General features: G+C 36.4%; 15 protein-coding genes. 7 read left to right on the top strand and 8 right to left on the bottom strand.

The annotated features are described in order from the left end of the window. Nucleotides 1-93: 93 nt before the first annotated feature. Together B5X55_RS07540 and B5X55_RS07535 are read left to right on the top strand one after the other, a co-directional pair. Nucleotides 94-354: a ribbon-helix-helix domain-containing protein gene (locus B5X55_RS07540; protein WP_079512012.1), complete on the top strand. Its 261-nt coding sequence runs from the start codon at nucleotides 94-96 to the stop codon at nucleotides 352-354. Beyond that, a complete protein-coding gene (locus B5X55_RS07535) occupies nucleotides 347-637 on the top strand; it encodes a type II toxin-antitoxin system RelE/ParE family toxin (RefSeq protein WP_079512011.1) in 291 nt (96 codons plus the stop codon). Before B5X55_RS07540 ends, B5X55_RS07535 begins: the two co-directional genes overlap by 8 nt. 174 nt (nucleotides 638-811) lie before the next feature. Here B5X55_RS07535 and B5X55_RS07530 read toward each other — a convergent pair whose 3' ends face one another. Beyond that, on the bottom strand, nucleotides 812-1,267 hold the full coding sequence (locus B5X55_RS07530; RefSeq protein ID WP_079512010.1) for a DUF4158 domain-containing protein: 456 nt from the start codon (nucleotides 1,265-1,267) through the stop codon (nucleotides 812-814). Nucleotides 1,268-1,393: 126 nt separating this feature from the next. Between B5X55_RS07530 and B5X55_RS07525 the strand changes: the two genes are divergently transcribed. After that, on the top strand, nucleotides 1,394-2,011 hold the full coding sequence (locus tag B5X55_RS07525) for a recombinase family protein (RefSeq protein WP_079512009.1): 618 nt from the start codon (nucleotides 1,394-1,396) through the stop codon (nucleotides 2,009-2,011). 41 nt (nucleotides 2,012-2,052) lie between these two features. Here B5X55_RS07525 and B5X55_RS07520 read toward each other — a convergent pair whose 3' ends face one another. Then, nucleotides 2,053-2,427 (bottom strand): LytR/AlgR family response regulator transcription factor, encoded by a 375-nt coding sequence (locus B5X55_RS07520; protein ID WP_079512008.1) that lies wholly within the window; start codon nucleotides 2,425-2,427, stop codon nucleotides 2,053-2,055. Between the two features lie 1,919 nt (nucleotides 2,428-4,346). On the opposite strand from B5X55_RS07520, the gene B5X55_RS07515 reads away from it, so the two are divergent. From B5X55_RS07515 to B5X55_RS07505, 3 genes are all read left to right on the top strand, one after another. After that, nucleotides 4,347-9,596, top strand: a complete 5,250-nt coding sequence (locus B5X55_RS07515; protein WP_079512007.1) for a BspA family leucine-rich repeat surface protein — start codon at nucleotides 4,347-4,349, stop codon at nucleotides 9,594-9,596. 35 nt (nucleotides 9,597-9,631) lie between these two features. Then, entirely contained in the window at nucleotides 9,632-10,519 is an 888-nt protein-coding gene (locus B5X55_RS07510; RefSeq protein WP_143814433.1) for a PorP/SprF family type IX secretion system membrane protein, read from the top strand. A 561-nt stretch (nucleotides 10,520-11,080) separates the two neighbouring features. Continuing rightward, complete coding sequence (locus B5X55_RS07505) at nucleotides 11,081-11,893, top strand: endonuclease/exonuclease/phosphatase family protein (RefSeq protein WP_079512005.1); 813 nt, start codon at nucleotides 11,081-11,083, stop codon at nucleotides 11,891-11,893. 5 nt (nucleotides 11,894-11,898) lie between these two features. Here B5X55_RS07505 and B5X55_RS07500 read toward each other — a convergent pair whose 3' ends face one another. The 4 genes from B5X55_RS07500 to B5X55_RS18855 form a co-directional block, all read right to left on the bottom strand. Continuing rightward, nucleotides 11,899-12,621, bottom strand: a complete 723-nt coding sequence (locus B5X55_RS07500; RefSeq protein ID WP_079512004.1) for a hypothetical protein — start codon at nucleotides 12,619-12,621, stop codon at nucleotides 11,899-11,901. Between the two features lie 235 nt (nucleotides 12,622-12,856). Next, entirely contained in the window at nucleotides 12,857-13,522 is a 666-nt protein-coding gene (locus B5X55_RS07495) for a response regulator transcription factor (RefSeq protein WP_079512003.1), read from the bottom strand. Nucleotides 13,523-13,525: 3 nt separating this feature from the next. After that, a complete protein-coding gene (locus tag B5X55_RS07490; protein WP_079512002.1) occupies nucleotides 13,526-15,190 on the bottom strand; it encodes a tetratricopeptide repeat-containing sensor histidine kinase in 1,665 nt (554 codons plus the stop codon). Between the two features lie 27 nt (nucleotides 15,191-15,217). Continuing rightward, entirely contained in the window at nucleotides 15,218-15,379 is a 162-nt protein-coding gene (locus B5X55_RS18855) for a hypothetical protein (RefSeq protein ID WP_200811597.1), read from the bottom strand. A gap of 378 nt (nucleotides 15,380-15,757) precedes the next feature. On the opposite strand from B5X55_RS18855, the gene B5X55_RS07485 reads away from it, so the two are divergent. Further along, nucleotides 15,758-16,468: a hypothetical protein gene (locus B5X55_RS07485; RefSeq protein WP_143814432.1), complete on the top strand. Its 711-nt coding sequence runs from the start codon at nucleotides 15,758-15,760 to the stop codon at nucleotides 16,466-16,468. 38 nt (nucleotides 16,469-16,506) lie between these two features. On the opposite strand, the gene B5X55_RS07480 is transcribed toward B5X55_RS07485, so the two are convergent. Both B5X55_RS07480 and B5X55_RS07475 read right to left on the bottom strand, forming a co-directional pair. After that, entirely contained in the window at nucleotides 16,507-18,237 is a 1,731-nt protein-coding gene (locus tag B5X55_RS07480; protein ID WP_079512000.1) for an efflux RND transporter periplasmic adaptor subunit, read from the bottom strand. A gap of 112 nt (nucleotides 18,238-18,349) precedes the next feature. Then, nucleotides 18,350-20,860, bottom strand: coding sequence for a heavy metal translocating P-type ATPase (locus tag B5X55_RS07475; RefSeq protein WP_079511999.1), 2,511 nt, complete (start codon nucleotides 20,858-20,860; stop codon nucleotides 18,350-18,352). Between the last annotated feature and the right edge of the window lie 89 nt (nucleotides 20,861-20,949).

The following is a 20,949-nucleotide window of genomic DNA, read 5'->3' as shown; positions in this document are numbered from 1 at the left end:
AGGTCTTAAGTGCTAGTTTAATAAAATTTCAGTTAATCGTGCGCTAATAATATGTTATATTGCGTATATTGTATGTAATTAAATATTGTAATTATGGCGACAATCAGAAAATCATTGACTATTACTACCGCTCAGGAAGAATGGATAAAGCTACAAATTGAAAATGGTGGTTTCGCGAACGATAGCGAATACATGCGACATCTAATACGTTTAGATGAGGAACGTAATAGAGAGTTTTTAATCACCAAGGCGGCTATACAAGCAGGATATGATAGTGGAATGAGCTTTAAAATTAGGTCTGTTGATGAAATTATTGAAGCTGCAATAATTCGCAAAAAGAACAGAAATGTCTAGTTATCATTTATCATCGAAAGTAGATGGTGATATCGACGATATAGTAGATTATACTTTGGAGACTTGGGGTGAATCACAGACTCATAATTATGTTACCGAGTTATACCAATTTTTACAGACTCTTGCAGATAATTCTGACCTTGGTCGCAGCGCTTCTGAATTTGCGGCACCTTTGAAAAGATACAATTACAAGGCGCATACTATTTTCTATGAACCAACCAGAAAGGGAATATTCGTTGTTCGTGTTTTAGGTCAAATACGGGATTTCAAGAGACATCTTTAACCGATGTTGCAGTTTTCAAAGTACAATTAAACGTGGGTTTTTATTGCCTTCTAGATATTCCGAAAAAACGGTATTTAGACGAAAATCGAACAGTTTAGCTTAACGGAAGGGATAGCTGTCACTAAAAGTATGTAACCGTGCATCACCGGCTCATAGCATATCCCATCTTTAGATCTAAAGAAATATTATCCGGTTTTTTGTTACATTTCCATCCTTAGCGTACGTTTTCGCACCGTTGGGCTTCATACCCCATCTAAAGGACAGATGCCCTTTGGTATACTCTCGATAATTATATTGTTTCTTAATCAAGGCGCGGTGCTCTCGTTTGGTAGTTTCCCTTTTAGCGTATAATTCTAATATTGTTATGTTACCAATAAACAATTGGTCAGCAACAAATTCTTTTACGATATCTGGAATTTCGGAGAGATCTCTTAAGAATGTTCCCAAAAAACGAACACAAGTTAATTGAAGCGCTACTCCAAACTTATTGGCATTTCCTCTTCGTTTGTGAACAAACTCTAAATCTAAATTGTCCAATGTAAAATATTTGGAAATCTGATTGTCGTTCAGAACCTCTGGGAACTTCCCATAATTTTTTTCCTGCTCTTGGGTTAAAATTTCATTTGACATTGGTTGATTGTTAAGTTATTTGTTCCATAAAGTCTTGTCATTTAAAATAGTGCATTTTGGGTATACCTTTTCGCTACCACCTATTTGTTGGTGCAATAATATTTATAAACCATTTATAATGCACTTATGAGGGTATATGGATATTTAAGGGCATCCACCAAAGAACAAGATGCCGACAGGGCCAAGAACGAGCTTACGGACTTTGCTGATAAAAAGGGAATCAAAGTCTCTTTCTGGTTTATGGAAAACGAGACTGGTAGCAAATTAGACCGCCCTGAACTATTTAGGTTGTTGGAAATTACGGAGCTCGGAGATGTACTGCTCGTAGAACAGATTGACAGGATAAGTAGGTTGAACGTTAAGGATTGGGAGACTTTGAAATTGGTCATTGCAGACAAGGGCATCAAAATCGTTTCATTAGATCTTCCCACGAGCCACATACTCATCGACAGCTCGGACGAATTTACCGAAAGAATGTTGTCGGCAATTAATTCGATGCTGCTCGATGTGCTCGCGGCAGTTGCGCGTAAGGACTACGAGGACCGGAGGCGTAGACAAGCCCAAGGGGTACAAAAAGCCAAGCAGCAGGGAAAATACAAGGGTCGCCCCGAGAACATTGAATTACAGAATAAAATCGAGGGACTATTAAGAGACAGTAAGAGCTACAATTACATCCAGAACCTATTGGGTTGCTCTAGACACACAATCTCCAAGGTAAACAAACGTATTACCAAAGTTTCTTAGTGTAACCTTAGTCTTCTGACAGCTATTGTATAGATGATGCCCTAAGAAATTTTTTGGAGGGAAACTCTCTCGTATACATTGGTCAGGGCAAGATCAAACTCCTTCTTTGAAAATGGCTTCGATAAAAAATCAACACAACCAAGTTTCGTTGCGTGCTCTGTATAATTCTTCTTTGTAGATGTTGAGATTACGGGTAGTTTAGCACTGAACATTGAAAGAAAGGAAAGACCGTCCATACACGGCATTTCAATATCTGTCATTAATGCTGTTGACTGGTTCGTCTGTAGAAAAATCCAAGCATCTAAGGAATCATCGAAGGTAGTTACGCTTGCTACATTAGGATGAACTTTTGCTAATTTTTCTGCAATAGATAACCATAGCACTGAATCGTCCACAATTACAAGGTTAAGTTTCATAAGATTATATTTAAGCTTCAAACTTAGGGGGTTTTTAAATATTATCTAATTTTACAAGACCAACGAACGAAAATCTCATATAAGTGGTAGTTTTAAATTAGAATTAGCTGATTGTAGCTGCCTGTGTATACGAATCTTCGATTATGCTGTCCCAGAATAACAACAAAGGAAAACGCAGGAAGTTCGATTTTCTGCTAAGGCAACATTTCCCCACATGCTATAAGTGTTTGATCTGCCAACCGAACAGTATTTAACTAAAGTTAAAATAAAGGTAAAGTACTCCAGTAATGGGCAAACAACACATTATTGAAATTCCAAAACAGGTTAATATGGTGTTAAAGCAAAATAAAAACCACAGTTATTAAACAACAGACTGCTGAAAGATACATAGTTGATGAGTTGGATGAATATTTGACCTCGATACCTTATCAACCATCTTAGCGTACATTTTCACACCGATGGGCTTCATACCCCTACAACTACTCATAAAGTATCTAAATAATAACTAATAGTTAAATTTATATAAATGTGAAAACATTGTATTGATTGATTTCCTCATGTTAAACCGGGCTGAGCATAATTCAAAATCGTTACGTTTAGGAAAGTTCAAATAAAGGATAGTAAAATTTTAACCTATCATTTTAAAACGAACTATTCAATTCTTACTCAATACATAGCTAGACTATCAGAAACCAAACAACTTTCATTTGAAAGTATTTGTTCGGTCCCTGAAATAAATATAGTCTAAACATTATCTTTTGAACAGAACCTTTAAGCATCAATTTCAAATTCATATCTGAGTTTGAAAACTTCCTGTCATCGATTGAAAACACACCATATGTGCGGTCAATATTGAATGATGCTCATTGGTTTGTTATCAAATGAGCCAATTTGGAGGTAAATTGAAGGAAAAGAACCCACAATTCCCAAACTTTTGTTAAAAAGAGGCTAATTAGGTGTCACTAAATTTCCAAGTTTGTTTTAGCCCCTGTAATCGTTAGAAAAATGAGAATTTGGATAGTTCCTCTTTCTCCGCTGATAAGTGGTAATACATTTATATAAACCCTGTAAATTATTGATTTACAGGGTTTATTATTTCCTTTAGTTTCAAATACTATCATTTAAATACGAATTAAAAGGTGCAGTTTCGGTGTCAATTGTCATTCACTTTTAAATGACAATAAATTTTTATAGAATATTGCTATTTAATTAGTTGCAAAAGTGCAACGTCTTTTTCTGTTGTAAATACAAGGTAATTGCAATGATTAAAGGCATTCTAATAGACATTTTGGTTACCTACAAACAGTCTTTTATGATGCCAGTATTATAAAACCATTTTTGATAGTAAATCAATATCCTCCTTTAATGAAAAGTGTTGTTTTTTATTTCTGTTATCAAATTTCATTATTTTTTTAATGATATGCGGGGTCAAAGGGAAATTTTGACCGATAGGCAAGGTGCTCTTTTAAAATTCAATACAATAAACAGTAATTATATTGGTTATGTACTGGGAATTTTTGCATGTTCTCAATAATCTCTGAATTATGTATTCGATCTCCCGTTACCTTTTTAAGCCCTTATTTCTTATTAAGTACAATAGGCCTAGCGTTATGCTCAGTGAGCGTGACTTCAGAAATTGCCTGTCTAATTTCATCTTAAATGGCGTTCAAGCCATTTATGTGGAGATTATCCTACCACCTAAAGTGCGACCCAATTATCATTGCGCTCATACCTTAGCTTTAAGCTGTAACATATTCTGAAACGGATTAAAAATTAGTCACTGATTCCAAGATAATAAGGCGATATACCCTTTAAAATAGGGTTTATTAGCTGTTATACAAACGGCATCCCGCTGATTATTCCCTAACTATTCTTATAAAATTTCACAAATCATTTATTAGTATAACCAATCACAACCAATGAAAAAACCAAACTTTAAATTACTATTCATTTTTGTTTTATGCATCCTAAATTTTGGAAGTATACTAGCACAAGGTGAATTTATCACCACCTGGAAAACAGATAATCCAGGAACCTCCAATTCTACTTCTATAACCATTCCAACTATGGGTGGAGGCTATAGTTATGATGTAGATTGGGAAAACGATGGCACCTTCGATGATTTTGGAGTTACCGGCAATATTACTCACGATTATGGAACTGCAGGTACTTTCACGGTGGCCATTAAAGGCAATTTTCCGCATATTACATTTGGTTTTAATAGCGATCAACAAAAAATACTTTCCATTGAACAATGGGGCATCCAGCAATGGACCTCTATGGAGCGTAGTTTTGCTGATTGTAGGAATTTAAATGGAAACGCATCTGATATACCAGACCTTTCTATGGTGACCAATATGTCTGGAATGTTTCAGGCTACACCTTTCAATCAAGACATTGGGGACTGGGATGTAAGTAATGTGACCAACATGAGTAGCATGTTCTTATTAGCGGATTCCTTTAACCAGAACATTGGAAATTGGAATGTAGGTAATGTAACCAATATGCGTGATATGTTTGGTGCCGCGTTTAATTTTAACCAGGATATTGGGAATTGGGATGTAAGTAAGGTAACTAGTATGGACGGTATGTTCTCATCTACGGAGCAATTTAACCAAAATATTGGGGGTTGGAATGTCGGGAATGTAACGACGATGGATTATATGTTCTCAGACGCAAGAAATTTTAACCAAGACATTGGGGGTTGGAATGTGAGTAAGGTAACGCGTATGCATTCTATGTTCGCCTTCGCAGAATCCTTTAACCAAGACATTGGGGGCTGGGATGTTGGTAATGTGACTAATATGGTAAATATACTTTTTGGTAACATTTTATCATTATCAATTGATAACTATGACAGTTTGTTAAACGGATGGAGCACCTTGGATACAGGTGAAACCAAGATACCAATCAATATTGATTTTCATGGCGGTAAAAATAAATATTGTTATGGGGAAGCTGCCAGAAATCAATTGGCAACAAACTATGGCTGGACCATTACTGATGGCGGACAAGCTTGTAACCCAACAGATTTCTTTATCACCACCTGGAAAACAGATAATCTAGGAACCTCCAATTCTACTTCTATAACCATCCCAACAACAGGCACAGGCTATAGCTATGACATAGATTGGGAAAATGATGGCACCTTCGATGATTTTGGGATTACACGAAATATCACCCATGATTATGGTACTGCCGGCACCTATACAGTTGCTATTAAAGGGGCTTTCCCAACAATCTATTTTAACAACGAAGGAGATAAAGACAAAATTTTATCTATTGAACAATGGGGCACACAGCAATGGACCTCTATGTTTCGTAGTTTTTTTGGTTGCATTAATCTAGAAGGGAATGCATTAGATATTCCTAATCTCAATTCGGTGAACAATATGGGTAATATGTTTAGAGGAGCTTCTAGTTATAATCAAGACATAGGAAATTGGGATGTAAGCAATGTAAACTTTATGAACGGTTTGTTTTTTGGTGCCACTTCATTTAATCAGAATATTGGTAGTTGGGATGTGAGCAATGTTACCAGGATGGATGGAATGTTAAGAAGTATCGCTTTATCACTATCAAATTACGATTCATTATTGATAGGCTGGAGTACTTTGGATGTTGGAGAAACTAGAATACCGGTCAATCAACTTTTTGATGGCGGTACTAGCACGTATTGTACCGGTGAATCTGCCAGAAATAACTTGGCAACCACCTATGGTTGGTCTATCACAGATGGTGGACAAGCTTGTAACGAAACAGATTTCTTTATCACCACCTGGAAAACAGATAATCCAGGAACTTCCAATACCACATCTATAACCATACCAACAACAGGCACAGGCTATAGCTACGACATAGATTGGGAAAACGATGGCACCTTCGATGATTTTGGAGTTACCGGTAATATCACCCATGATTATGGAATTACAGGCACCTATACGGTGGCTATTAAAGGCGATTTTCCGAGGATATATTTCAGTAAAGGTGGAGACAAGGACAAAATTGTATCCATTGAGCAATGGGGAACCCAGCAATGGTCATCGATGGAAAATAGTTTTTATGGATGTACCAATTTAGTAGGTAATGCCACCGACTCCCCAGACCTTATTTTGGTTACCAATATGAACAATATGTTCGCAGGGGCATTAGCTTTTAATGAAGATATTAGTACTTGGGACGTAAGTAGTGTAAATAGTATAAGTAATATGCTCAATGGTGCTGCTACTTTTAATCAAGATTTAAGTGCTTGGAATGTCAGTAATGTATTCAACTTTAATGGCATGTTTAGAGAAGCATCTGCTTTTAATCAAAATATTGGTACTTGGGATTTGAGTAATGCCACAGATATAAATTTTATGTTTAATAACGTTTCCTTATCTGTGATAAATTATGATGCTATTTTAAGAGGTTGGAACACTTTAGATACTGGGGAAACACAGATACCTTCTGGTCTTACCTTTAGTGGCGGGAACAGTGCATATTGTAATGGGGAAGCAGCTAGAAATGACTTGGTAACAACTTATGGTTGGACTATTACGGATAGTGGCTTGGACTGTACTGGAATTTCTTTTATCACCACCTGGAAAACAGATAATCCAGGAACTTCCAATACCACATCTATAACCATACCAACAACAGGTACGGGCTATAGTTATGATGTAGATTGGGATAACGATGGCACCTTCGATGATTTTGGAGTTGCAGGTGATATCACCCACGATTATGGAACTACAGGCACCTATACGGTGGCCATTAAAGGCGATTTTCCTAGGATATATTTTTATTGGAATATAGGAACAAGAGATAATGAAAAAATCTTATCGATAGAGCAATGGGGTACACAACAATGGACCTCTATGGAACATAGTTTTAGTGACTGCATAAATTTAACAAGTGTTAATGCTACAGATATCCCAAACTTCTCATTGGTAACCAATATGAACTCAATGTTCGATGGGGCAGCTTCTTTTAATGGTAATATTAATAATTGGGATGTGAGTACCGTGACAACTATGAACCAAATGTTTTATCGAGCAACTGCTTTTAATCAAGATATTGGTGGTTGGGATGTAAGCAACGTGACCGAAATGGGTAATTTATTCAACCGTGCAACGTCTTTTAATCAGAATATAAGCACTTGGGATGTTAGTAGTGCTACTGCTATGTATTCTATGTTTGATGGAGCAACTTCTTTTAACCAAGACATTGGTTCATGGAATGTTAGTAATGTAGGTAGTATGAATTGGATGTTCAGATCTGCAACTTCTTTTAATCAAGACATTAGCTTATGGAATCTAACGAGCTTACAAGGTATGTCTAGTATGTTTGATGGTGCAATTGCTTTTAATCAAGACATTGGTTCTTGGAACATGAGTAATGTCACAGATTTGAGTTATGTGTTCAAAGGAGCTACGGCGTTTAATCAAGATATTGGTTCTTGGGATGTAAGTAATGTGAACAATATGAATGAAATGTTCAATGGAGCGACTTCTTTTAATCAAGATCTTGGTTCCTGGAATATAAGTAGTGTCATAGGTGGTGGCCGCCGTGGGCGAGGAGGTCTTACCAATATGTTTACTGGAGTAACCTTATCTCCAGAGAATTATGATAAAATATTAAATGGCTGGAGTACGCTAGATGCTGGAGAAACACAGATACCTACTGGTATTACCTTTAGTGGTGGTAATAGTGTGTATTGTTATGGGGAAACTGGTAGAAATGAATTGGCAACAACCTATGGTTGGACCATTACAGATGGTGGTAAAGATTGTTCTAGTTACGATCAAGATAGTGATGGTATCCTAGATGATGTTGATAATTGCCCTATGACAAGCAATGCAGATCAGGCTAATTTAGACAATGATGCTTTTGGTGATGTGTGCGATGATGATATCGACGGTGATGGTGTTTTAAATGCCGATGATGCCTTCCCATTAGATGGTACAGAAGATACCGATACCGATAGTGATGGAACTGGAGATAATACCGATGCCGATATTGACGGTGATGGTGTTTTGAATGCCGATGATGCCTTCCCATTAGATGGTACAGAAGATACAGATACTGATGGAGATGGAACCGGTGATAATTCGGATACCGATATTGATGGTGATGGTGTTTTGAATGCCGATGATGCCTTCCCATTAGATAGTGCAGAAGCTATCGATACCGATAGTGATGGCACCGGTGATAACACCGATACCGATATCGACGGTGATGGTGTTTTGAATGCCGACGATGCCTTCCCATTAGATAGTACAGAAGATACAGATACAGATGGTGATGGTACCGGTGATAATACCGATGCCGATATTGACGGTGATGGTGTTTTGAATGCCGATGATGCCTTCCCATTAGATGGTACAGAAGATATAGATACCGATAGTGATGGCACCGGTGATAACACCGATGCCGATATTGACGGTGATGGTGTTTTGAATGCCGACGATGCCTTCCCGTTAGATAATACAGAAACTGCCGATAATGATGGTGATGGTATGGGCGATAATGCCGATACCGACGATGACAATGATGGTATTCCAGATACCGAAGATGCCTTTCCTTTCGATGCAAACTTGGATGCAGATGGTGATGGGGTAAATGACGAGTTGGATGTATGTCCGGATACTCAAGCAGGTGAGACCGTAGATGCCAATGGCTGTTCAGATACTCAAAAAGATACAGATTTTGATGGTGTAAATGATGCAGAAGACAAATGTGCAAATACACCAGAAGATGAAGCTGTGGATATCCAAGGCTGTTCTGAATCACAAAAGGATGCTGATAACGATGGTGTTCAAGATTCATTAGACAATTGTCCTTCGGCTTATAATCCTGGGCAAGAGGATAGGGACAAAGACGGCCTAGGCGATATATGCGATACTATAGAGCTCAACGTTTCTCAAGCCTTCACGCCCAACGGTGACGGAATTAATGACACGTGGACAATTTTCAATATAGAGAACTATCCGAACTCCATCGTAAGGGTCTTTAATTCCTGGGGGAAAGAAGTATACTCCGCTAAGAACTACCAGAATACTTGGGATGGTCACTACAAGGATTTAGGAGCTCAATTACCAGATGCAGGATCTTATTACTATCAAATAGATTTTGATGGAGATGGTAAAGTAGACCAAGACGGTTGGTTGTATATCACTTCAAATTAACCAAACCATTAATTTCAACTAAAGACATTATTAGCATGCAGATATTTAATAAGATTATTTTAGGCGCACTTTTTATGGTGAGCGGTACATTGTTCGCCCAACAGGAAGGTGTAATCACCAACTATATGTATCATATGAACTTCTATAACCCGGCTTATGTAGGGGTAGATGGGGTGACAATGGTCAACTCAAGTTTTAGACAACAATGGACAGGAATAAAGAATGCTCCAAGTGCCGAAGCGGTTTCTTTCGGAACCTCTTTGGGCAATAACCTTGGCATGGGAGTATCTATTTATAACAGCAATACCTTTGTAGAAAGCCAGACTTTTACTGGGGTCGATTTTTCATATCGACTTAAGTTCTCGGAGACAATGGACTTATATTTAGGTCTAAAAGCGGGTGGAAATTTCTATAATTTGAATACTTCAGGCTTGGAAACCTACAATGTTATGACCGATCCAAGTGTAAATTCCATTTCTAATTTTAATCCTAATGTAGGGGTAGGTGCATTATTAAAAGTAAATGACTGGTACGCATCTATAGCAATGCCACGTTTGTTATCAACAGACCGTGCAGATAATGAGGAAGGTATTGTCACGGCGGCATTAGCTAAGCCCCATGTGTATGCAACCGCGGGTTATGATTTGATGTTAAATTCAGGAAATAACCTTATGCTGCAGCCATCTACTATGGTGCGGTATGTAAGTGGTGCACCAGTTTCGGTAGACATTAATACCATGTTGTCTTTTAACGGTGATTTTGCCATAGGTGCTACCTATAGGACAGATGCAGCTTTTGCCGCATTGATGAACTTTACTATAAAAAAGCACCTTATGATAGGCTATGCTTATGAAGTAAGTACAAGAACAGAATTGGCAAGCGCCAAAAACACTAATGAATTTTTAATGCGATTTATATTTTAACCATCTTTAGTATCACGGTATTCAACAGTGTTTTTAGAAAAATAGGAGGTAAAGCTCCTCTTTCTCCGCTTAAAGCAAAGCCCAATTTCTTTTTAGAAATTGGGCTTTTTTGTTTTTTAGGATGTCAAAAAATTGCTTTTTTAAGAACATAAAAACAAATAATTCAAAAAATGCCTATACAGTTTTGAGCTTTATTGTAAGGTGTTTTCATGGTAGGGAAAACCAAAAGTAATTCCTCTTTCTCTGTAAGATCAACGGAATTTCAGTTAGTTGTGAAGCTTTCATCCAAAAAAACACCTTATTCTATAAGAATTAGGTGTTTTTATCTGTATTGTAGGATTAATTGAATTTTTGGTTTCTTTTTCTGGCATTGTATCAACGACAAATTGTTGGGATGCATAGAATTATAATAGATTCTAATTTTTAAGAAGCGATATTTTTTTTATTACGTTTTGAATTTAACTTTTCAAGAAAAGTACTACCTCCTTTTAATATTGATTACGGTATTCCGTAACCAACAAAATCTATTTATGTTAATTTCGTTTCGTAATAAAATATTCTATGTTTAAAAAGACCCTGTTTCTATTTCTAGTTCTTCTCCATTTCAATATTTCATCCCAAGAAGCCATTAGTATTATCTCTTGGAATATTAGAGATTTCGGTAGAACCAAAAGCAATGAAGAATTAGATGAAATGGCAGAAATAGTAAGCGATGCAGATATTGTTGCTATACAAGAAGTGGTAGCAGGTTATGGTGGTGCCCAAGCAGTAGCTAAACTTGCGGATAATTTGAATAGAAAAGGGAGTAAATGGGATTATGTAATTAGCAACCCCACCAATAGTACTAAGTACGTTACAGAGCGTTATGCGTTTATTTGGAAGACAAAGAATATCAAAATTAAAAACAGAGGGCTACTGATTGCAGATTTAGATTCTCTTGTGGACCGAGAACCTTTCTATCTAGATTTTTATATAAAAGGAAAGAAGTTAACCATACTCAATTTTCACTCTAGACCCTATGATAAAAATCCGGAAAGTGAAATATTGGCTATTACGGATTATTTGAAAATTAATTCATCACAGCACCCAATTATCCTAGCCGGTGATTTTAACGTAAATGAAAAAGAACTAGTCTTTAATGGTTTAAAAACTATAGGCTATAAAGCATCAATCAACAATCAGAGCACTACATTAAAACAAAGTTGTGACGGAAATGACTATTTAAATTATCCTATTGATAATATTTTTTATTCAAAGAATGTTTCGAAAATAGAGGGGAGGGCAATCGATTTTGTAAAGGTGTGTGAGAATTTAGAGGAAGCTAGAAAGCTATCAGATCACTTACCGGTTTATTTGAATTTCAGTCTAAAGTAAAAACCTCAATTATCGAAGAAAAACTCATGAAGCTCAATTAGACTTCCGCGTTTGATTTGAACCAAATCTCGTGTGTCTTTAAGAAAAATACCTAGTGATCTTTCGTTATAAATAAATTTCATTTCACTTGAATAGTCCGTGACTACGTACATGTCACCCGATAGTTGATAAAATGGGATGGTCATTTTGCTTTTTACCCTAACTCCTTTGTTGACTATTTTACCATCTCTTAAAATTGATTCCAAACTAGCATCATTTTTTTCACTCGAGGCCACTTTTACATAGGCGACCATCATTTTTGTCCATTCTGCCTCATCAATTAAAAACCATTTTATTTTATTGAAGTCAATACCGTATTCATTGATCCAGCCATGGCTTGTAAACCCAAGCAATACTTGTTTTTTGCCATCCAATTCTGGTTTATCGCTGGGTACAAATTCTTGGATTTTAAAAGTAATAACGGAAGCAGAGGACATATCCTTCAATTTTTTGCCATCGAAATCTATGGTTTGTAAAGAAAAACTGGTGATTTCCGGATTATTGGCCAATAACCATTCTGTAGCTGTTAATTCTGCGCGTTCCTTCATTTGCTCAACAGCAGCTACTCCAGCGCCAATTGCAGCTAGAGCACCGACGGCTCCTGCAATAACGGCACCATTATCTTGAGCACTACTATGTTTGGGGATGAAAATTAATAATGTAAATAGGGCTAGTATTGAGTTTTTCATAAGTATAGATATATGTTTGAATGAATAGGTATTCTATCTTCATACTAAATGGCCAAACCTCCCGAATCAGATATTTCCCCCGATCACCTCTCCGGTAGGCTGGCCTAAAGTCTAAATGATTGAATTTATTATTTAAGCACTGTCAATTTCTTTTAGTCCTCAAACATAAGTTCATAAAATCAAAAGCCCTTACGGGTAACCGTAAGGGGGGAAGAAAATTTAAAAAAATGAATGATTAAATCAGCCCAAGGTCTTTAACGATAGCCACTAAATGAATGGCATTATGCGCATTAAATTGAATGCGTAGTTTGTTCAATCGTTTTTCTATGCTGCTTAAACTAGCAGGTGTAATATGATTTTCTTTATACAAGGCACTTATTTCTTCTTGAGAAAGACCCTTGCTAAGATTGTCTAATAATGAAATATCATAATCATCTATTTCCAGCTCGTTAGTACTGTTAAATGCATTAGACACTTCATCAGATAAAAAAGTAGCACCACTAAATACTTTGTCAATGGCAGTGGTAAGATTTTTGAGTCCAGCCCTACTTTTACATACATAGGCATCTATACCATGTTTGTTGAAAAGGTTGCGTACCGGTTGTAGCCTATCTTCAACAGAATAGACGATAACCTTTAACGTAGGAAACTCGCTTTTAAGTTTTTCAACCAACGCTTCACCCGAAGGATATTTTTGCGAACGATGATCGGCTTTGAAAGATAGGTCAGTAATAAGCAATTCAAAGGGTTCATTGTCCAATACGCCTCTTTTAATCTTTAGATAGGCATCATCACAATATTGTACTTGTCTTATATGAGCTACGCCTAATTCGGTCAATAGGCTATGTACACCTTTATTGATGTCTTCCATATCCTCTGCTATTAAAACCTTTTTAAACATGAACTATATTATTATCGTCGCTTTAAATCCGTCATTCTTCTTAGATTCAAAACTAATGGTTCCATTTATTGATTTAATACGGGTTTCCGTATTCTGTAGACCATTTTTTTTAAAAAGGTCGCATCCTATACCGTTATCACGATATTTTATTACGATTTTGGAACCTACTTGCGTGAAAACAAGGGCAACAGAAGAGGCCATGCTATGTTTGCGCATATTGGTCATTAATTCTTGTAAGACCCTGTAAATTGCGGTTTTCTTTATTTCTGAGACGTCCTTCCAATCGATTTTTGAAAGATTACGGGTTACAATGGTTACACTTTGGTTCTTATAGCCCACCAATAAATCGTTTAATTGAAGACCGTAATCTTGATGAAGGTCTATAGCACTATTTTCTCGGGAAATGTCCCTCGTTTTTGAATAAATTCTCTCCAAATCATCCAATACACCAATATCTATACTAGGATTATTTTCAAGTGATGTCATGACCTTGTACATATCATTAGCCACTTCATCATGTACTTTTTTGGCAATTCTGGTTTCAGTTTTATAGACTTCTTCAATTTTTGCTTTTTTATATCGATATCTAAATATAAAATAGGAAGCGATTAATGCCAGTAGAATAAACAAAGCCAAGAATTGATATATTAAACGTTTTCGGGACTCTATCTCTTGTAGTAATTGGCTTGCCTGTGTTTTCTTTTGCTCCTCGGCTACATTATATTTTAAATAGGCATTCTTGTTTTCTACAAGTTGTTTGACATTGGATATACTATCTGCTAATCGTTTATATTCATTAACGAAGGGGTTTTTGTCCAATCTCATAAATAGTGAAAGTGCGTCTAGTTTAAGGGAGCTACTATTTATAGTATTGGCCAAATTCAAGGCATTCTGCGAATAGGTTATTGCTTGAGCGGTATCGTTTCTATCCAAATAATATTCTGCCAAATGGCTATTGCTTGAATGCAGCCCGACCAAATAATTTTTATTCTTTCTGATTTTCAATGCCTTTTTTAGGTTGCCTAATGCTTCAGCGGAATTTGTTTTTGATTGCACATAGCCTAAATTGTCTAGAACCAAGGCGATTTGGAGACTGTCTTGGGTCTTTAAACTTTTTTGATAAAGTATGGTATAAATGTCAATGGCATTCTTGTAATCCAGTTCATCTTTGTACACATTTGCCTTATTATTAAGTATAATGATGCTGTCCTTTGCTTTTTTTGCGATAGCCAAAGCCTTGTTAAAATATTTTTGGGCAGCTGGGTAATTTCGTGAGGCTCTATATATTCGACCTAATTGATTATTTAAGCCTACTCTGGCATTGATTAAGGTATCCATGAAAGCCATGGATTCGATAAGTTCTAAGGCTTCAACAATGTGATTTTCGCTCTCGGAATTATTGCCTATTTTAAATTCTCCCATGGCCAATAGCCGTAAATTGCTAATAGCTTTAAGAGTATCTTTTGTATTTAAATTTTGTTGTTTCTTTTTGATATAGTAATTTATTGCAGAAGGAAGATCTTCCGGCAATTCCGGAGCTATAATTGCATTGTAATAATACAGTGAACTATCAATTTCTGTTTGGGCAAAAGAAAAGGTAGCGGTACAAAACAGCAATACTATTTTTATAGTATTAAAAAAGAGGAATGAAATTTTAATAGGTTTCATTCCTCTAATGTAAAAACAAATTAGTTATTAATTTCCTGTCGGTGGTGGCGGAGGTGGAGGTGGAATGTCTTCACCATCACTACAGCAGGCTTGTAGCTCAACTTCTTCCTCAGCTAAATTTTCTGGATTACAGGAAATAAATGCTGAATTGAGGATTACCATACATAAAACTATAAATATTTTTTTCATTTTGTCCGTTAATTTTGGACATGCCAATGGCCGTCCGAATTATTACTCAGTGATTTATTGCGATGTTTATCGCGTTGAAAAATGAAGGGACGTCTCCCAAGTTTGAGAAGTAGAAATCCAAATGCGGTAGTGCCTAACCTACTTCTCAACCGGGTTATTTACCGACCGCATTTTAGATTTCCGTGAGATTGACTTTCTAGATGGCAAAGGTTGCAATACAGTGCCTAAATCAATCTGAGACAAAGAAAAGTAATGATGAATATTTTGGTCTAGACAAATCTTAGACATGTATAAGACAATTGTTAGACACCAATGATTTTAGGGTATAAGAGCTGTTTTGTTTATGTTGCTGTAATTTTAAAATTGTATTTTAACGGTATGAAAAGGGTAATAATTAAGGACATAGTTGAGAAAGTTTTTGATAAGGCAAAATCTGAATGTGCTGGGGACAGCAAAAATGCACTGTGTAACCATATTTCTAAATCAATAGATTTAAGTTCTAAAACCTTAGAAAGATTATATGATAAGTATTTTGATGAAAAAAGTAATGTAGGAAAGCAAAGTGAACATACCATTAATATGTTATGTCAATATTTAAATTTTGGATCATATGCAGATTATGTTCAAAAAAATGGGGGAGAAAGAATTGAAATTGTTAGAAAAAAAAATCGGATACTTTTAAGTAGTATAGGGCTCGTTCTTTTAGCAGGATCAATATTATTTTTTGTTTATAATAAAGATGGAGAAGAAAAGCTTTTGAAAAATGGTGAGTGTATGGTATGGATACAGAATCATTTTGAAAAGGTTGATTGCGCTGTAAGTTACAAGGGAAAAGTAGTTCCTTTAGACCCTTTAAGATTAACGAATTTTGAAAAAACACCAGTAGGGTTAACCACAGATTTTTTTGATGAAGTAACCAACGAACCTTTGATTTGGTATTTCAAAAAGGGTAATGATGAAATCGAATATTTTACTGCTCCTGGGCTTCATCCAATTAATGGGAGTACTCTTAAGGCTATTACACCCTACATTATTGATAAGTATGTACCTAAGCATATTTATAATGAAAATTCCTTTGTTCAGCCGTAAGGTATTGTAGTTAAAGGAATTAGTGATATGGTTATTTGTCATTCATTAATCTCTTCGATTACACTACCACAAGTGAGCATGTCATCACCATAATAAGGATTTTTAATATCCTTTTCAGTACTTAGCCAAATAGCACCCTTGTTGTTGTTTGCCATCGGACATTTTTGAACATATAACAACGGATTTGCTCCCTTGATATTCATAGCTATAGCAACTAAATTTTCATTTAATATTATAAAATCTGCACGTTGATTTTTAATATTATCACTTTTACCAATAGCATCGAGCATATCAATGGTTTTATTAATATGTGATTGTTCCATTTTACCAAGATCTTTTGTGTCAGCAGATTTCATAGCTTTAGAAGTCATTTTTGCAAAAGCGGAAATTTGTTTGGCATCAGTCGCTACAAAAGCATCTTTCATTTTTAAGTAGGGCTTGATTACGTTGTTAAAGTTATTTGTAAAGCGCTCAGAAAATTTCAATCTCATTTGAGATTTAGGCATTTCAGTTGCATCTTCCTTTGCCTTGTTCATCATTGATTTTTTCCCTTGTAATTGTGCTGCAGCATCTACAGTGAAAATACCATTAGTAACTATCTCTTCACCAGTTTGTACACCAGAACTAATCGTATAATTTTCGCCATTTCGGTTATGGATAGAAACTTCTCGCATTTCAAAAACGGGTTCGTTGGGATTAGTTTTTACATAGACTAATGAACGTTCACCGGTCCACATTACAGCACTGGCAGGAACGCTAAGCATTTCTGACTGTGTCTTAGTTCCTTGAACTTTGCCCGTTACAAACATCCCGGGTTTAAACAAATTATCATTATTTTTTATTGTTGCCCTAACCGTCACGGTACGCGTAGCGTTATTTAGCATAGGGTCAATAAATGTAATGGTTGCATCAAATTCTTTGTTGCTATAGGCATTGGCCTCAACCTTAATTTTTTGTCCTTCTTTTAAATTTGAAATTTGATTTTCATACGCATCAAAATCTGCCCAAACTGAATTTAGATTACTTACTTTAAGTATAGGTTGCCCTTGTTTTACATAGTCACCTTCCCGTGCCATGACCTCTGAAACCGTTCCGTTAATTGTAGCGTAAACTGGAAAGTTATCACGGACTTTACCTGAGGATTCAATTGCGTCGATTTGAGTGTCTGAAAGTTTCCAATTTTTTAATTTGTTACGAACGGCTTGGTATAATGCAGGTTGTGATTCTTTTAATGAAGCTGCTGTTATGAGTTCTTGTTGCGCTGCAACTAGGTTAGGGGAGTAAATCGTAGCTAATAGTTGACGGTTATTTACTTTTTGTCCTTTATAGTTGACATTCAATTGCTCAATACGACCGTCAAAATAACTTGCTTGTACTGAGTTGTTCTCTTCGTTAGTAGCAATTTTCCCTGATAGGGAGATTATTCCATCCTTTTCAGAAGACATGTTGCTCCCCACAATGCTAGTTTGAATATTAGCGAGAGACATTGCATTTTTAGTCATTTTTATCTCATTCATCGCAAGACCTTCACCACCGGTTTCTACGGGAATTAGATTCATTCCGCATATAGGACAGTTACCTGGTTCTGGTTGCATTATCTGTGGGTGCATTGAACAGGTCCATACTTCTTGAATTTCGTTAGAATGGTCATGTGTATCTGAAATGGCTGACCCTGATTTCGATTCAGTACCATTGTTCCCAAATATGATCCAACCGGCTAACAAGCCCACAACAACTGCAATTCCTATATATAAAACGTTCTTTTTCATATTAATGGCTCTTAAAATTATGTATGTAATAACATTGTAAATTCAAATTCTATTTGTTTTCCAATCTCGAAATCATCGACATCATTTATTCAATACAGACATTTGATAAGTATTAATCTATTGACTTTGTTTTTAATCTCAATGCATTTGCAATAACTGAAACAGAGCTAAAGCTCATCGCTAGCGCAGCAATCATAGGCGACAATAATATCCCAAAAAAGGGGAATAGTACTCCTGCAGCTATTGGTACGCCTAGCGTATTATATATTAATGCAAAAAATAGATTCTGTTTGATGTTTTTCATGACGACATGACTTAAATTTCGAGCTTTTACAATGCCATGTAAATCGCCTTTGACCAATGTGATCATTGCGCTTTTAATAGCGACATCAGTTCCTGTTCCCATCGCAATACCAACATTGCTCTTAGCAAGTGCTGGAGCATCATTGATACCATCGCCCGCCATTGCTACAACTTTTCCTTGTTGTTGTAATTTTTCGACTTCTTTCAATTTATCTTCTGGTAACATACCTGCTTTGAAGTCTGCAAGATTTAGTTCTTTAGCTACGGCTTGAGCAGTATCATGATTGTCACCCGTTAGCATGATTACGGCAATGCCTATATCTTGTAGTTCTTTGATTGCTTTGGCACTCGTCAATTTAATTTTATCACCTATTACCACAAACCCTGATACGTTACTATCTATCGACAAATAAGAAACTGTCTTCCCTTGTTTCTGAAAAAATTGCACTTCACTTTCCATTTCTGATGATACCGTTGCATTTGCATACTCCATCATTTTTACATTACCCAAATCGAGCTTCTTCCCATCAACCGTTCCTTCGACACCTTTTCCTGTAACCGCACTGAAGTTTTCGGTTTTTGAAATTTCAATTTTTTGTTCCCTACCATATTTTACGGTAGCTTCTGCAAGTGGGTGCTCACTCGAACTATTTAAGGATGCTATAAAATGTAAAATTTCGCTTTCGTTGAAGTGCTCTCCAAAAACCCCTATTTTCTCAACTGTTGGTTTTCCTTCTGTAATCGTTCCTGTTTTATCAATAATAAGTGTATCCACCTTGTCCATGTTCTCAAGGGCTTCAGCATTTTTGATTAATACCCCATTTTGAGCACCTTTACCAACGCCAACCATTATAGACATCGGTGTTGCCAACCCCAAAGCACAAGGGCATGCAATAATCAATACAGCAATGGCATTGACCAATGCATAAACATAGACTGGTTCTGGACCCCATATTGACCAAATTACAAAAGTGATTATCGAAATAAAGACCACAACTGGCACAAAATATCCAGAAACCGTATCTGCCAATTTCTGGATTGGTGCACGACTGCGACTGGCATCGTTTACCATATGTATTATTTGTGAAAGCAGGGTCTCACTACCTACCTTTTCGGCTTTCATTAAAAAAGATTGATTGCCATTGATGGTACCACTATTTACCCTATCGTCTACTGTTTTATTAACGGGAATTGGTTCTCCCGATATCATAGATTCATCTATGGTCGTTTGACCTTCTGTAAGAACACCATCAACAGGAATTTTATCACCTGGCTTTACCCGTAAAATATCTCCTTTTTGAATTTGGTCTATAGAGACTTCTACTTCGTTACCATGTACTACTTTAACGGCTTTATTGGGTGCGAGTTTTAGTAGTTCTTTAACTGCTGTATTGGTTTTACTGTGCGCACGGGCTTCCAAAACTTGACCCATCAATACTAAGGTAAGAATGACCGTAGCAGCTTCAAAATATACATGAACTGCGCCAGATTCCGTTTTAAATTGCTCAGGAAAGAAATCTGGAAACAACATGCCGAATACACTGAAAAGCCACGCAACTCCTGCTCCAATACCAATAAGTGTGAACATATTAAGATTCCAAGTCTTTATACTTCTGTATGCTCGCTCAAAGAACATCCAAGTTGCATAAAAGACAACCGGTATCGATAGACAAAACTGAATCCAGTTCCACCATTTCTGTCCCATCACATCGTATAAGGGATTGCTCGGAATCATCTCGCTCATGGCAATCAAGAAAATGGGTAGCGTAAAACCTACAGCTATCCAGAATTTCTTCAATAGTTTTTTATATGTTTTTTCTTCGGAAGAAAGGTCTGGCTGCATCGGTACGAGATCCATCCCACAGATAGGGCAGGCGCCTGGTTTGTCTTTTATCACTTCAGGATGCATTGGGCATGTCCATTGTTCAGTTGAAGTAGCCGATAAATTCTGTTCTTCTATAAGATCCATTCCGCAGACTGGGCAATCACCAGGTTTGTTATAAGTCTTATCACCTTCGCAACGCATCGGGCAGTAGAAAGTTCCTGTCCCTTTGCCTTTTGGTTTTTCTATATTTTCTTTCGGGTTAGTGTCATTATGATGTTGTTCTCCGGGGTTATGAATTGAATAGTTACCGCCATCTTTCTGCAAAGCTTTTTGAAAAGTCTCTAAAGCAATATGTGATTGCATTTCAATCGTAGCTTCTGCTTTTTCTAAATCTACAGATGCGTTTTTCACACCATCCACTTCTGAAAGTGTTTGTTCAACGTGACTGCGACAACCATTGCAGGTCATACCATGTATGTGATAAGTGTGTTTCATATTAATATGATCTTAAATTCAAATTTCCTTTACCTGGAGGATACTATAAAATTTTCGTTTCTTCCTTTTTCTATTCTGCTTTGAAATAA

The sequence above is a fragment of the Maribacter arcticus genome, from assembly GCF_900167935.1.
GTDB lineage: Bacteria > Bacteroidota > Bacteroidia > Flavobacteriales > Flavobacteriaceae > Maribacter > Maribacter arcticus.
This window is presented reverse-complemented; position numbering and strand designations above follow the sequence as displayed.

Bases quoted from the DNA above. Each gene is read 5' to 3' on its own strand.
- B5X55_RS07540 (WP_079512012.1), top strand. From the start codon at position 94: ATGGCGACAATCAGAAAATCATTGACTATTACTACCGCTCAGGAAGAA.
- B5X55_RS07500 (WP_079512004.1), bottom strand. From the start codon at position 12,621: ATGAAAAACTCAATACTAGCCCTATTTACATTATTAATTTTCATCCCC.
- B5X55_RS07510 (WP_143814433.1), top strand. From the start codon at position 9,632: ATGCAGATATTTAATAAGATTATTTTAGGCGCACTTTTTATGGTGAGC.
- B5X55_RS07485 (WP_143814432.1), top strand. From the start codon at position 15,758: ATGAAAAGGGTAATAATTAAGGACATAGTTGAGAAAGTTTTTGATAAG.
- B5X55_RS07525 (WP_079512009.1), top strand. From the start codon at position 1,394: ATGAGGGTATATGGATATTTAAGGGCATCCACCAAAGAACAAGATGCC.
- B5X55_RS07480 (WP_079512000.1), bottom strand. From the start codon at position 18,237: ATGAAAAAGAACGTTTTATATATAGGAATTGCAGTTGTTGTGGGCTTG.
- B5X55_RS07505 (WP_079512005.1), top strand. From the start codon at position 11,081: ATGTTTAAAAAGACCCTGTTTCTATTTCTAGTTCTTCTCCATTTCAAT.
- B5X55_RS07495 (WP_079512003.1), bottom strand. From the start codon at position 13,522: ATGTTTAAAAAGGTTTTAATAGCAGAGGATATGGAAGACATCAATAAA.
- B5X55_RS07530 (WP_079512010.1), bottom strand. From the start codon at position 1,267: ATGTCAAATGAAATTTTAACCCAAGAGCAGGAAAAAAATTATGGGAAG.
- B5X55_RS07535 (WP_079512011.1), top strand. From the start codon at position 347: ATGTCTAGTTATCATTTATCATCGAAAGTAGATGGTGATATCGACGAT.
- B5X55_RS07515 (WP_079512007.1), top strand. From the start codon at position 4,347: ATGAAAAAACCAAACTTTAAATTACTATTCATTTTTGTTTTATGCATC.
- B5X55_RS07475 (WP_079511999.1), bottom strand. From the start codon at position 20,860: ATGAAACACACTTATCACATACATGGTATGACCTGCAATGGTTGTCGC.
- B5X55_RS07520 (WP_079512008.1), bottom strand. From the start codon at position 2,427: ATGAAACTTAACCTTGTAATTGTGGACGATTCAGTGCTATGGTTATCT.
- B5X55_RS07490 (WP_079512002.1), bottom strand. From the start codon at position 15,190: ATGAAACCTATTAAAATTTCATTCCTCTTTTTTAATACTATAAAAATA.
- B5X55_RS18855 (WP_200811597.1), bottom strand. From the start codon at position 15,379: ATGAAAAAAATATTTATAGTTTTATGTATGGTAATCCTCAATTCAGCA.